The organism is Nitrospira sp. Nam80 (assembly GCF_965152575.1).
Genome location: NZ_OZ224216.1, coordinates 636,238 through 649,942, shown reverse-complemented (window position 1 = coordinate 649,942; position 13,705 = coordinate 636,238). Strand labels below are relative to the sequence as shown.

At 58.8% G+C, this 13,705-nt stretch carries 11 protein-coding genes; 6 read left to right on the top strand and 5 right to left on the bottom strand.

Features of this window, described 5'->3' with window-relative positions; translation table 11 throughout:
- Positions 1-580 precede the first annotated feature (580 nt).
- From ACWGXE_RS03100 to ACWGXE_RS03080, 5 genes are all read left to right on the top strand, one after another.
- Entirely contained in the window at positions 581-1,996 is a 1,416-nt protein-coding gene (locus ACWGXE_RS03100; protein WP_447601236.1) for a sensor histidine kinase, read from the top strand.
- Between the two features lie 45 nt (positions 1,997-2,041).
- The gene (locus ACWGXE_RS03095; RefSeq protein ID WP_447601234.1) at positions 2,042-2,701 is read left to right on the top strand and encodes a response regulator; all 660 of its coding nucleotides are present in this window, start codon (positions 2,042-2,044) and stop codon (positions 2,699-2,701) included.
- Positions 2,702-2,860: 159 nt separating this feature from the next.
- Positions 2,861-3,331, top strand: a complete 471-nt coding sequence (locus ACWGXE_RS03090) for a DsrE family protein (RefSeq protein ID WP_447601232.1) — start codon at positions 2,861-2,863, stop codon at positions 3,329-3,331.
- A 13-nt stretch (positions 3,332-3,344) separates the two neighbouring features.
- Positions 3,345-3,845, top strand: a complete 501-nt coding sequence (locus ACWGXE_RS03085) for a TlpA family protein disulfide reductase (RefSeq protein WP_447601231.1) — start codon at positions 3,345-3,347, stop codon at positions 3,843-3,845.
- Between the two features lie 58 nt (positions 3,846-3,903).
- On the top strand, positions 3,904-4,659 hold the full coding sequence (locus tag ACWGXE_RS03080) for a cytochrome c biogenesis CcdA family protein (RefSeq protein WP_447601229.1): 756 nt from the start codon (positions 3,904-3,906) through the stop codon (positions 4,657-4,659).
- A gap of 274 nt (positions 4,660-4,933) precedes the next feature.
- Here the strand turns inward: ACWGXE_RS03080 and ACWGXE_RS03075 are convergent, their stop codons facing one another.
- From ACWGXE_RS03075 to ACWGXE_RS03055, 5 genes are all read right to left on the bottom strand, one after another.
- The gene (locus tag ACWGXE_RS03075; protein WP_447601227.1) at positions 4,934-6,346 is read right to left on the bottom strand and encodes a sigma-54 interaction domain-containing protein; all 1,413 of its coding nucleotides are present in this window, start codon (positions 6,344-6,346) and stop codon (positions 4,934-4,936) included.
- Between the two features lie 41 nt (positions 6,347-6,387).
- The gene (locus ACWGXE_RS03070) at positions 6,388-6,762 is read right to left on the bottom strand and encodes a response regulator (RefSeq protein WP_447601225.1); all 375 of its coding nucleotides are present in this window, start codon (positions 6,760-6,762) and stop codon (positions 6,388-6,390) included.
- A 287-nt stretch (positions 6,763-7,049) separates the two neighbouring features.
- Positions 7,050-10,418: a PAS domain S-box protein gene (locus ACWGXE_RS03065; RefSeq protein WP_447601224.1), complete on the bottom strand. Its 3,369-nt coding sequence runs from the start codon at positions 10,416-10,418 to the stop codon at positions 7,050-7,052.
- Between the two features lie 60 nt (positions 10,419-10,478).
- A complete protein-coding gene (locus ACWGXE_RS03060; RefSeq protein WP_447601222.1) occupies positions 10,479-11,867 on the bottom strand; it encodes a sigma-54-dependent transcriptional regulator in 1,389 nt (462 codons plus the stop codon).
- 79 nt (positions 11,868-11,946) lie between these two features.
- Positions 11,947-12,870 (bottom strand): mechanosensitive ion channel family protein, encoded by a 924-nt coding sequence (locus ACWGXE_RS03055; protein WP_447601220.1) that lies wholly within the window; start codon positions 12,868-12,870, stop codon positions 11,947-11,949.
- A gap of 477 nt (positions 12,871-13,347) precedes the next feature.
- Between ACWGXE_RS03055 and ACWGXE_RS03050 the strand changes: the two genes are divergently transcribed.
- Positions 13,348-13,497 (top strand): hypothetical protein, encoded by a 150-nt coding sequence (locus ACWGXE_RS03050; RefSeq protein ID WP_447601219.1) that lies wholly within the window; start codon positions 13,348-13,350, stop codon positions 13,495-13,497.
- Positions 13,498-13,705 lie beyond the last annotated feature (208 nt).

Below are 13,705 nucleotides of genomic sequence, written 5' to 3'. Positions count from 1 at the left end.
ACAACGGCCTCCTTCTGATTCCGCCTTCGTCGGCGGTTGGTTATTGAACTTCTCCAGGTCGTCCATGGGTCGTACGTCGTGCTGTTGTGCCAAAGTATGATTGGGTGACTTAGCGATCCGGTGAAGTGTTCATTCACCAAATCGCCAGATCATCAAGTCACCAAGTCGTACGTCACCGGCTTCCGCATTTAGAGCTGGTGAAGGTTCTCCCTTCCGAGAGAGCAGGTCATTCGGAGGCCGGTCCACAATCACCCGCGCCCTTCACCAGCGGTGACCTCTAGCGCAATTGATATGCCGATCGGACCGTCAATATTGGAATGGTGAAGAAAGAGCCGCACAATCGGGCCCTTACATGGCTCGCGTACGTCTCATCATTGGTGGTTGCGGGCTCGCCGTTTTTCTATAAATTTGGACAACAATTCGTTGAAGCAAGGCGCCATCTCAAACAAATCACAGGGTTATATTGTCTACGCTCGTAGACACTCACACAGAGACATTGAGGAGCAATGGGGCAAAAGGTGGAGGGGAGCCGCCTGAATTCGGTAACATGCGTATGCATTCATCCTGAGCGCGAGGCGGCATGCCCACATCGACCTCCTTCTTATCCCCTCTTCTGGCCCTTGTGACTGTCTGTTCATTGCTTCTCAGCATCCTGTTGCAGGCCCAATGGCCCGATTGGCGCTGGCATCAGGCTCCGTTGCACTCTGCAATGGAGACCGTCGGCGGGCTGGCGTCGATCGCGATGGCTGCCGTGCTCTTTCTGAGACGCGATGAGGCGAGCACCAACCGATTGCAGCCGGCCGCCGGCGGCTTTCTGGCGATGGGAATCCTGGAAGTGTTTCACGCCGCTGCGCAGCCTGGCGATGGTTTTGTGTTCCTGCGCAACGTCGCCAGTCTGGCTGGTGGAGCAGGATTCATCCTGGTCCGGCGGCAGCCGGGTCGGAAGGACCACATGGGCAAATGGCTTCCATGGGGAATCTCCATCGGATCACTGATCTTCGGCGTCTGGGTGCTGAGCTTCCCCGACCGGCTTCCGGACATGATCCGCGACGGACAGTTCACTCCGACTGCTGTGGCGCCGCAGAGCTTGGCCTGCATGTTCTTCTTCGGAGCCGGCGCCAAATTGTTTCTTGAGTATCGGCAATCCCGCCGTCCCGAGGACTATCTCTTCGGTTCTCTGGCGCTCATGTTCGGCCTCGCTGAATTGGTGTTCATGTATTCCGTTCCCTGGGACGGTCGTTGGTGGTTCTGGCATGGCTTGCGCCTGACGGCCTATCTTCTCGTTCTCCGGGAAATCGCTCAGGGCTATATGCAGATGATCGCGGAATTGAGGACCTCGCTCGAACGGACGTCACGAGCGGAAGAGGCGTTGCGCCGGAGCCTGGAGGACCGCGAGCGCATCGCGCTCGATCTTCACGACAGTGTCATTCAGTCCATTTATTCTGTAGCCCTTGGCCTGGAACGGTGCCAGCGCCTCCTCTCTGATCGAGCGAAGGACGTCATGGCGCCGCTGGGAGCCGCCGTCGCGGACCTCAAGGTGGTGATCCGTGAGCTGCGCGGGTATCTTGTAGGACTGGAGCCGCTCATCTCAAACGGGCGGGACCTTGAAGAGGCTTTGCCATCACTCGTGCGAAACATGACCGGCCCGGCACAACCGCCCTATCGCTTGGAAATTGATCCACGTGCCGCAGCTTACCTTACCGGCGAGCAGGCATCGCACGTCCTCGCGGTGGCCCGCGAAGCGATGAGCAATAGCTTTCGTCACTCCGCAGCAAAAAGCGGCAAAATGAAGCTAAGCCTTGAAGCCGGCTACGTACGGCTGATCATCGAGGACGACGGGAAGGGGATTCCGGCCTTGGCTCCCCGAGCGCCCGGCCGCGGATTGAAAAACATGGCGGCACGCGCACGCAGGCTCAATGGACGGCTGGAGATAGTCTCCCAGCCCGGCCAAGGCACCCGTATCATCTTCGATCTACCGAGGAGCCTGTCCGAGTAATCCTTCGTTTCGAGGCGAAGGAGCTGCCGGTAAAGGAGGTCGCGCATGCAGGAGTCTGAAACCAAGCTGGTCCGGCTACTGTTGGTCGATGACCATGAGGTGTTGCGGCTCGGCCTACGTACTCTGTTTACAGAATCAGGCGGCTTTCGGGTGGTGGGCGAGGCAGGCACAATGGCCGACGCGATCGCCGAAGCGGCCAAGCTGAAACCGGATGTCGTGCTAATGGACGTGCGGCTGCCGGATGGAAACGGGGTGGAAGCCTGTCGAGCCATCCGGGCGGCACGACCCGAAACGAGGGTCCTGTTCCTGACCTCTTACGCCGATGAGGACGCCGTGCTGGCGACGATTCTCGCAGGCGCGTATGGGTTTCTCCTCAAGGAAGTCAGCAGCGAGGAACTGATTCGAGCCATGAAGTGCGTCGCCGCGGGCCGCTCCATCCTCGATCCCGCCGTGACGAATCGGGTGCTCGATCGCGTGAAAGGATTGTCCCGCGACTCCGCCGACAAACGCGATGAGCTCTCGGCGCAAGAAGAGCGCGTCTTGGCGCTTGTCGCCGAAGGGAACACAAACAAAGAAATCGCCGCCGTCCTCCAGTTGAGCGACAAGACCGTCGGACATTATCTTGAGAACATCTTCCAGAAGCTTCACGTAAGCCGCCGATCCCAAGCCGCCGTCTATTACACGAAGCAGCGCTCCAAACACTAGCCCTCATTATTCATGGCCAGGGGCATTCTCCCCTGGCCGATGGGGGAATAATTGTTTCCGTAACGGCTTGATCTCCCCTGCCGGCCTTTCCCCTCCCTCGCTTAGGATGTGGGCATATGTTCGATGCCCATCCACGCTTTTCACCATGAGGAGGATGCCATGTTGACATTGCCGACTCGCGCTCCGGTGCTGTGCTTCTTGTTCATCATCGCGACCCTGCTGGTCCTTCCGTTGAATCACGACCACGCGCAAGCGGCGGGAGGACAAGAGAAGACCAAGGTTCTTTATCATGTCGATGGGAAAGATCCGGAGGTGGCGAAATACGCACTCGCGCTCATCAATAAACACATCGATGCGGAAGGAGGGCCGGACAAAATCGACGTCGAGCTCGTCGTCCACGGACCCGCGCTCGAATTGTTTGAGAAAGACAAGATGGATCCGGAGATGACGAAGCGGTTCGACCAGATCATGGAGAAGGGCGCGAAGGCGGAGATGTGCCAGGTGTCCATGAAGGCCTTCGGGAAAACGGTCGACAATCTGGCAAAGGGTTTCGTCGCTACGCTGCATCCGGTAGCCGTGAAGCGCATCGCCGATTTGCAGAAGGAAGGATATCTTTACATCAAACCGTGAAATGGAGGTCGCCATGCGTTGGTTCGGTGCCAGCATGCTCATCTGTCTCGCCGTGTATCTCAGCCCGCCTGAACTGGCGGCGGCGCCGGCGGTCTCGACGGCGCCCGCGTTCGAGCTGGTCACCTTCGCCGGTGAGACGTACAGCAACGACTCACTGAAGGGTCACCCGGCCTTGCTGGTCTTCTGGGCTCCCTGGTGCAAGGTTTGTCAGCGGGACTTACCGCTCTTGGGCGAGTTTTATCAGCATGAGAAACCGTCGCAGCTCCATGTCGTCTCGATCGGATTCGCCGACACAAGGACGAACGTCGCGCAATTCGTCAAGGAACGGTCCGGAACATTCGTCTTTCCAAGCGCGTATGACGAAGACCGTTGGGTCGCGCAGTCGTTTAAGATCAACGCCACCCCGACCTATGTGCTGCTGGACGCTCAGGGGAGCGTCGTGCTGGTCCATCGCGGAGGAGGTGTCCTCCAGAACTTTCAGTTCCGCGAGTTTTTGTCCACGCTGAGAAGATGACGGCCACGGCCGGGAGCGGACAACCGTCCCTCCCGGCCGTCTGCTTACGAAGGTGACTATGCTCGACTCTCTTCCTCAGACCTCGCTCATGGCTGCGTTCCTCGCGGGATTGCTGTCCTTTACTTCTCCCTGCGTCTTGCCTCTCGTTCCTTCCTATCTCATGTACATCACGGGTCTTTCGTTCGATCAACTGTCGGATTCGGCAGAGCGACCTCGACTGCGAAACACCATCATGGCCAATGCGCTTCTTTTCATCGCGGGCTTTTCGCTCGTGTTTATTGCCTTTGGGGCCTCGGCCAGCCTGATCGGCCAACTGCTGGCTGACTATCAGCATTTGATTCGCAAAGTCGGCGGCATCCTCATCGCCCTGTTTGGACTGTATTTAATGGGGATGCTGAATCTCCGGTTCTTGATGATCGAAAAACGCATTCACCTGCATCATCGTCCGGCAGGCTATGCCAGTTCAGCGCTGATCGGAGCGACCTTTGCCGCTGGTTGGACGCCTTGCGTTGGTCCGGTACTCGGCACCATGCTCATGTATGCCAGCACGACCGATACGCTTACCGATGGAGTGACGTTGCTGGCTTTCTATTCCCTGGGACTAGGCTTGCCGCTGTTTGCAGCCGCGATGGGAATGGACCGGTTTCTTTCTACATTTAAGCGAGCCCGCCGCTATCAAAAGGCGGTGTCCGCCGCGAGCGGCCTCTTTCTCATCGTCTTTGGTGTGGTCATCTACAGCGATTCCCTCACGCTGCTGACGTCGTTCTTCGAACGGTACGGGATCGGCTCATACCTGGGGGTCGACGGTGCATAGAGTCCTCTGTTGCCGAAGGTCTTTCTGAGTACGACATCAGGACCGTGCAAGAGATCCTCGGGCACAAGGACGTGACAACCACGATGTTCTATAGATAGCTCGCTGAGCCCCCGGCTGCTGACCGCGGCGTTCGATTCTTAACAATCATCTCAATGGGCAATCAATGATGCGCTTAGATCTCCAGGAAGAGGCGCCAAACGGCCCGACCAACACCTCTTGTACGACATCCCGGGTGATAGACTCGTGATCCGACGATGGCTCGGAAGCCTTTCGTTCACGTTCCGTCCAACCCATAGGCGCGGAGTTTATTGTAGAGATTCGCCCGGCTGATGTTGAGCAGTTTGGCCGCGCGGACACGATTGCCGGACGCTTGGCGAAGGGCTTGGATGATCCTGGCGCGCTCCATCTGCCGCGCCGCGCCGCGGACCACTTCTCGGAGATCGGACGATTCAGGGTCGGACCCCAGTGCGAAAATATCCACGCAACAGAGTTCCGGCCCGCTGGTGGTGACCACCGCCCGCTCGATGTAATGCTGAAGCTCGCGAACATTCCCGGGCCAGGGGGCCTGCGTCAGTGCATGCATGACTTCTTGCGTGATCTTGCGCGCGGCCTGGCGGTGTCGCCGGCAGGACGCTTCGACGAAATGTGCGACCAAGAGCGGAATATCTTCTCGACGCTCCCGCAAAGCCGGGAGATAGAGCGGCAAGACGGCCAAGCGGTAATACAGGTCCTGCCGAAAAGCCTTGGCCGTCACCAGTTCGAACAAGTCCTTATTGGAAGCCGAGATAACCCTGACATCGATTTTGATCGGCTGGGTGCCACCGACCCGTTTGATCTCACCTTCCTGCAGGATCCGCAACAGCTTCGCTTGGAAGGTCGGCGTGGTATCCGCAATCTCGTCCAGAAAGAGCGTGCCCCCGTCCGCTTCTTCAAAAAGGCCGCGCTTTGCGCAGGTGGCGCCGGTGAACGCCCCCTTGACATGGCCGAAGAGCTCGCTTTCCAAGAGCGTCTCGGGCAACGATCCGCAATCGACGACAACAAACGGTTTCACCCGCCGATAGCTCATCTGATGGATGGTTCGCGCTACCAATTCTTTTCCTGTTCCGCTTTCTCCCTGTATCAGCACCGTCGCTTGACTATCCATGACAAGACGAATCATGTGAAACAGTTCCTGCATGGCGGGCGACTGTCCGATCAGACTTCCCAGGCGGGAGGAGTCCCGAATCGTCGAACATTCGACGGGAAGCCCGACATTGAAGGCGGCCGCCTTCGATGGAGCCGGAGTCGGCTGATCTCGAAACAGCACCAGCACCGATTCCACGTCTCCCTGTCCGGAGATCAGCGGCAAAACCCGCTTCATGCCGCACACGGTCGTCTCTTCAGATCCCGCGCACGGCAATGAGCGGGCCTCTTTGGTCTCGAACACGCCGGTGGCGGGGCAGTACCTGCAGGGTCCTTGGGACCTGACAAGACTCTCATAACACTTCGCCGGTTCGGAGACGCTTTGAGGACGGGATACCGCGGGCCAAGCCGCCTCGTTGGCGTATATCACATTGAGCTGACGATCAAGAATTGCAATTCGTTCTGGAAGGGTATCCGCCAATTGCTTGAGGGCTTCGATGCGAGCCCTGATGATGGGGTCGCCGCACGAGTCGACGGAGGGACTGCATTCATGAGATCCGGCCATCTCTGTTTCCCTTGATGAAAAGGTTATCGCGCTATACCGCCTCACTTGAGCAATTCATGGATGGTGGCTTTCAGTTCCGATAGACGCACGGGTTTGTCAAAATAAACCGTGGCGCCGGATTTCAGGGCTTCTTCCTTGGTCCTCGTATTTCCAAACGCTGTCATGAGGATAATCGGGCAATAGGGCGCAAAGGTCCGGAGGCGATTGACATAATCGATACCTCCAGCCGGCATTTTTAAGTCCGTTATGATCAAATCTGGCATTGCTTCCATCACGGCGGTCAATGCCTCATCGCCGTTCGCTGCCTCTCGAAGCTGGAACCCTTCATCCCAGAGCTCATCGCACAGCAAGCTCCGCATATCCCGGTCATCTTCAACCACGAGCAGCACCGCTCTCTTTTTTACTTCAGCTGTCACCGATCCCTCCGCAAGCATACGTCCCTTGGACGCCTGGTTCACGCAAGCCATATGCCATGGCGGATTCAGCTGCATCACCCTCGAATGTCGATACAATCAGCGGACTTATCTCTGACGCAACGGATTACGGGACCGGCACAAGGAAGAAACCATGGCGAGAAAGACCCCAGTCCACCGGAGAGATATGTCCCTGGATGCCACACTTTTTTCGTACGACAGGTCCGTTCCGGGGCGGGTCACGTTGATCATTGGTTTGCCGTTTCCATACATTGCCTTCTGGAGCTTGACTACGCCTCACTCACCGGCAACGCCAGCGTAAAAATCGTCCCACGGCCCGGCTCACTGGTGACCGCGATCGTGCCGCCGTGCTCTTCCATGATTCCCTTGACCACGGTGAGGCCCAGACCGGTGCCCGTCCCAAATTCCTTCGTGGTGAAGAACGGATCGAAAATCTTCGCCGACACCTCGGGCGGCATGCCGGACCCGGTATCCGCGATGATCAGCTCGACCATGTTTCGATCGGCCTGCCGGACGGTAATGCGGATTCGTCCTCCGTCCGGCATCGCATGGATGGCGTTCATCAGAAGATTGATCAGGACCTGGCTCATCTGGTCGGCGTCCGCATGCACCGGAGGACAGGCCGGCTCAAACTCCGTTTCTATCTCGATGTGATGGCGCGCGAACCGCTCGTGAAACATCTCCAGGCTGTTTTCGACGATCTCGCTCAAGTTAACGGCTCGGCGTTCCGGAGTTTCGCGGCGGGCGAATGACAAGAGCTGATTCATCACCCTGGTGATGCGTTCGACTTGACTCACGATTGTTTGAAGGCCTTTCTTGATCGGTTCATCGCTCGTGCGATTCATCAGGTATTCCGCGCGTCCCAGGATCACGTTCATGGGAGTCCCGATCTCGTGCGCCATGCCCGACGCGAGCGTGCCGAGTTCGGCCACACGTTCGGTCCGGCGCAGTTGCTCCTGGAGGCGTTTGCGCTGGGTGATGTCTCGCAGGACGAATTGGATGGCCGGGCCTTCCTGGTCCATATACCGGGCGGCCGTGACCTCCACATCCACGATGCTGGCGTTGATGCGGACAAATTTCTGTTCAACCAGCGGAACCTGATCAAAGCCCTGGTTCAATTGCCCCAAGCGTTCTTTCGCCTCGTCATGAGAATCGGGGTGAATAAAATCAAACAGCGACCGTCCCACGACGTGATCAGGCCCGGCCGCGCCCAGCAGCTCGAGCCCTTCCCGGTTGATGAACACAATGAACTCACCGCGGGTGATCACGATCGCATCCGGGGAGACTTCCACGAGCTGGCGATATCGCTGTTCGCTCTGCAACAGAAGAACTTCGGTGGCCTTGCGATCGGTGATGTCTTCGGCGATGCCGGTCGCGCGATAAATCCGGCCCTCCTTGTTGCGGATCAACGACCCGCGATCATGGATCCACCGAATGATCCCGTCCGGCCGTACGATCCGGTATTCGACGTCATACTCCGTCTCCCGGCCCTCATCCGCCAGCCATTGCGCAAACCGAGCGGCGACCTTGTCCCGTTCGCCGGCATGCACCGCCTGCATCCAGGCCCCCGGATCTCGATAGAGGTGCTCAGGCGACAGACCCCAGATGCGGCCGAAGGCCGGACTCACGTAGAGCACCTGGTCGGGATACAATGCCCTGATCCAAATCGCCTCTTGGACGGTCTCGGCCATTTCCCGGAATCGCTCTTCGCTTTCCCTCAAGGCCTGCTCGGCTCGCCGCCGTTCTGTGATATCGCGCACAATGGCCGCCACACCGTCGGGCTTGCCGTCATCTCCCTTCACGAGGAACAAGGTAACGGCGACCGGCACGCGAGACCCGTCTTTCCGGACATATTCTTTTTCATATTCAGCCGGCTCCCCGGTCTGGAGCACCCGCGCAACTTTCTTGGCCTGAGCGATGCGGAATTCCGGCGGCGTGAGATCCCCGTGAGTCTTGCTCAAGAGCTCCTCTCGGGAGTAACCGGTCAGCGCGGCAAAGGCCTCATTGGCCAGCACGAAGCTCTCGTCCAGCGAGACATATCCGATCGCGTCCTTGGAGGATTCAAAGATATCCGCGAACCGCTCCTGCGCCTTTCTCATGGCCGATTCCGCCGTCTTGGTTTTGGTCACGTCGGACACCATACCGTCGACGCGGATCGGCCGCCCCTGGTCATCCGTGATGAGCCGTCCCCGATGACGGAGGCATCGGACCTCGCCGTTCGGATGTCGAATCCGATACTCCAGGTCGAAGTGTCCGAGACGTGGAAGCGCGTGAATCGCCTGCTCCACCGCCGACCGGTCTTCCGAATGAATCATGTCGAGCCAGAGCGCCGGCCGACCGATGAGGTCGGTCGCCGACCGTCCGTATACGCGATCGACTGCCGGGCTGGCATACAAAATCTCCGAGCCATCCACCGAATTCGACCACACCACTTCTTCCATCGACGCCAAAATGCTCCGGAGGCGTTCCTCGCTGCGTTTCAGTTCCGCCTCCGCCTGTTTTCGCGACGTCACATCGCGGGTGACGGCCAGAATGCCGCTGATGCCTTCCTCCCCGCCTGGCAGCGGGACCGCATGACATTCCAGCCACCTGCGGCTGCCACGGAGTCCTATGGCTTCAAACTCCAGCAGACCGGGATGCCCCTGCGCCGCATCGGTCAGCAGCTTGGTGAAGCCCGCGCGATGCTCTCCCACGACAAAATCACAGGCAGCTTTCCCGACGACCTCCCCGCTCTGTTCAGCTTCCAGCATGGCCAGGCCTGCTGCATTCATGCTCTGGATCGTGCCGTCCACGCTCAGCACTTTGACGCATTCCGGCTCGGCTTCGATGATCGTCCGCAAGAGGGCTTCGCGCTCCTCCAACTCACGTTTCAGCCGCTCGCGTTCTCTGGTATCCCGCAGGATCACGGTGAAGTATTTTCTCCCGTCGACCGAAATCTGGGAAATCGACGCCTCCACGGGAAATTCTTCGCCTCCGGCCGTGAGTGCGCGGACCTGCCCCAAGGCCCCCATGCGGCGGCTGGTCGTCCCGGATTTGCCGAATGCGACGATGTGATCCCGGTGCGCCGCCCGGAATCGATCGGGGATGAACCGATCAAGCGGCTTCCCGATGGCTTCCTGGGCGGGGCATCCAAACATGAGCTCGGCGGCGTGATTGAACAGGACGATGGATTGGCGTTCGTCAATCGTGATGATCGCGTCCATGGCGGACTGCACGATGCTTTCCAAACGCAAGTGCCCGGCCAGCAGGACCTCCGCGGTCCGGCTGCGCACGGAAGAGGCGTCGTCACGCGAACGATCGAGCAGGGGCGCCTCGCGGTCGACTTCGGCTGGGCTGCTTCCCGTCCGAGCCCTCTTCCGGCTCACGACGAACGCCAGTACCCAGATCGCGGTCAGTCCGATCACGCGATTCAGCAGATTGGAGGAACGCGACGACCCGGTCGCGGGATTGAATACATAGGCGCTGAATATGAAAAGCGTCACGAAGAGGCAATAGTAGAAAGAGACACGGTGGTGCGGCAGCAAAAATGTCAAGGCCAGAGGAAGCAGATACAGGAGCCAAGCTGAGACACCGATCGGAGCCAGCAGATCAAGGACAAAGATCCCGGCGGAAAGCAGCAAGAGAATGCCGGCTTCCACGCCACTGATATGTCTCCTGTCGCTCAATGCGGTCCCCGACGGTTGGAAAATCCGGTCTTGTCAGCCGCTGCGCGGTTCGGTTGGCGACTTGCCTTCCATCTCAGCCAGCTTGCGATAGAGCGTCTTGCGGTCGATCCCGAGCACCTGCGCCGCCTGGTACTTGTTGCCGCCGGTCTTCTCCAGAATCTTGGCGATGTATTCCTTCTCCACTTCGTGCAACGGGAGCGTCCGTTCCGCCGCTTCGTCCAGGACCCGCCGGTCGCCCCGCGATCCCTGGATAGCCGGCGGAAGATCCTCGGGCACGATCTTGTCGCCGCGCGTCAATGTGACGGCACGCTCGATCACATTTTCCAATTCCCGGACATTGCCGGGCCAGGCGTAATCGATCAGCATGGCAAGAGCCGCCTCGCTCGCGGCTTTGACGGGCTTCCCTCTCGATTCCCCGCATTTCTTGAGGAACGCCTCGACCAAGAGCGGAATGTCCTCGCGGCGTTCGCGCAACGGCGGCAGCTTCACTTCGATCACGTTGAGCCGATAATAGAAGTCCTGGCGGAAGCGTTTCTGCTGGACCTCTTCCGCCAACTTCAGATTGGTCGCGGCGATGATCCGCACGTCGACCGAGATGGCTCTGGTGGCCCCGACCCGCCGGATCTCCTTCTCCTGAATGGCCCGCAACAGTTTCGCTTGAAGCATGAGCGGCAATTCACTGATCTCATCCAGGAACAGGGTGCCTTTCTGCGCTTCCTCGAAGAGGCCGCGCTTGTCCGCCTTGGCGTCCGTGAAGGCCCCGCGCATATGGCCGAACAATTCGCTTTCCAGCAGTTGCTCGGGAATGGCCGCGCAGTTGACCGGGATAAACGGGGCATCCCGCCGGTCGCTGTTGTAATGGATCGCCTTGGCCACCAGTTCTTTCCCCGTCCCGCTTTCCCCCGTGATCAGCACGTTCGTCGGGCTGTCCGACACCCGACGAATCAAATCGAAGACGGCCTGCATCGACTTACTCTTGCCGAGGATTTGGTGGAAGCTGTACTCCTTGCAAACTTCCTTCCGCAGGCGTCCGACTTCGCGTCGAAGAGACGTTTCCCGAATGGCGCGTTCCACCACGCGAACCAGATCCTCGGTCTTCACCGGCTTGGTTAGGTAATCGGTGGCCCCTCGCTTCATCGCCTCCACGGCGGTTTCAACCGACCCGAATCCCGTCATGAGGATGACGCCGGTATCCGGATAACTCCGCTTGATCTCCGTAAGCAGTTCGGTACCCATCATCCCTTTCATGCGCAGATCGGTCAGCACCACGGAATAGTCTTTTTGGGTCAATTGCTGCAAGGCTTCCTGGGCGCCTCCGACCGCGGTGCAGTCGTGACCTCGGTCTTTCAACACATCATAGACCAGTTCCCGCATCGCGGGATCATCATCCACAATCAGGACCGCACCCGATTCGTCCGTCATAGAGCGTCGCTCGCTTTCCTTCCGCAACGAGTAATCAAAGCCGAAGAAGGCCCAAGCCTAGAGGTTCCTCTACATCCGGTCAAGGGAGCGGCTGAACCGGAAGTTGATCGTCTCGCAGACCGGCCACATAGAGGGGCGGCGGCGTCCCCTGCTTCGGCGCGCCCCAATAGATGGTGTGATGGGGGAACGGCATCTCAATGCCTTTGGCGTCGAAGGTGTTCTTAATCCGGCGGTTCATTTCCCGGCCGATTCGCCATTGTTGAATCGGTTTCGTTTTGATGCGGCATTTGATGATGACCGCCGACTCGGCAAATCGATCCACACCCAACATTTCTAACGGTTCCAAAATGTCGTCGGCAAAATCCGGATCCAGCCGTAGTTCCTCGGCAATATCTTTCAAGACCGCCATGATTTCATCCACATTCTCCCGGTAAGCCACCCCGATATCAAAGACATAATAGGAATAGAGCTGCGTCAGATTTTTGACCTTGTCGATATGGCCGTTTGGAATGACGTGGATGCTTCCCGCCTGATCGCGCAGGACGACCGTTCGCAGCGTAACCTCTTCCACCAACCCGCCCACACCGGCGATTTCCACGACATCTCCGACTCGAATGGAGTCCTCCAAGATGATGAAGAATCCCGAAATGACGTCTTTCACCAAACTCTGGGCGCCAATCCCGATCGCCAACCCGCCCAGCCCGGCCGCGGCCAGCAACGGCTTCAAATCCACGCCGACTTCCGACAGAATCATCATGCCGCCCACGACCAGGATCACCACTCTGGCGACGTCTCGGATGACATGCGTCAGCGTATCGGCACGCTTAAGTTCCGTAGGCCCGGGTAGCCGTCCCTGATAGAGACGTCGGAACCGCTCCACCAGCCGCTGGAGAAGCGTGAACAAAAGAATCATCCCGACCGTGATCAAAATGACGCGCAATCCCGACGTGGACACCCACTCGAACGACCGGTCCAGAAATCGCCTGAGATAGGTTTCAATCATGCCCTCCTCCCATCTTGGTGAATCGGTTCAGGACCACCTCCGGCCGGCGCAGTGCTCGAAATGGCCCCTGCAAGCGCGTTCGCTGTATCGTTTCGCCCCACTAGACGCATGACGTTGTAGCCAAATGCTCCGTTTTCTCGGGGTGACATAACACGATTGCGAGCCATGGTCACGTTATAAAAGCGGTCGCGCGCTTGTCTTTCACCTGGCACAAGATCGTCTGGGCGGAATTCTCCTGACCCAAACGCAGTCCCTGGCCGCCGGTTCCGCCGCATACCTCTCCGGACAGCGCCAGAGCGTTCCCGTCGGCGAATCGCTCCCCGGATGCGTGATCACTCCACTGGGCGATTCATTGGACGGGATCCCACCGCCAGATTGCTCCGGTCCAGCACAATTGCTTGCTCCGTCCCCCCTATTCTCCTTCGCGATTTCGTGCATCGGCCGCTTTATACCGGTTGCAAAATCGTTGACACGCTTGTGCCGATTGCAAAAGGCCAGCGGCAATTGATCATCGGAGACAATGGGGTCGGGAAGCGCGCCCTTGCGCTCGATACGGTGATCAATCAGCGCGGGAAAGGAGTCTTCTACGTCTACGTGGCGATCGGCCAAAACGAGCGAGCCTGGTGAATACCGTCGACACACTGCGCTCCAGCGGGCCTTGGATTACACCACCGTGGTGGCGGCGGAAGCCACGGCGCTTCCCGGCCTGAAATACTTGGCGCCGTTTGCCGGATGCGCGAGAGGTGGATCGAGCTGGTGACCAATAGCCTTTGTCGCGACCTTGACGCTCGACCCGTTTGCCTTCGCCGCTGAATTGCTTGAACACTATTTGCTT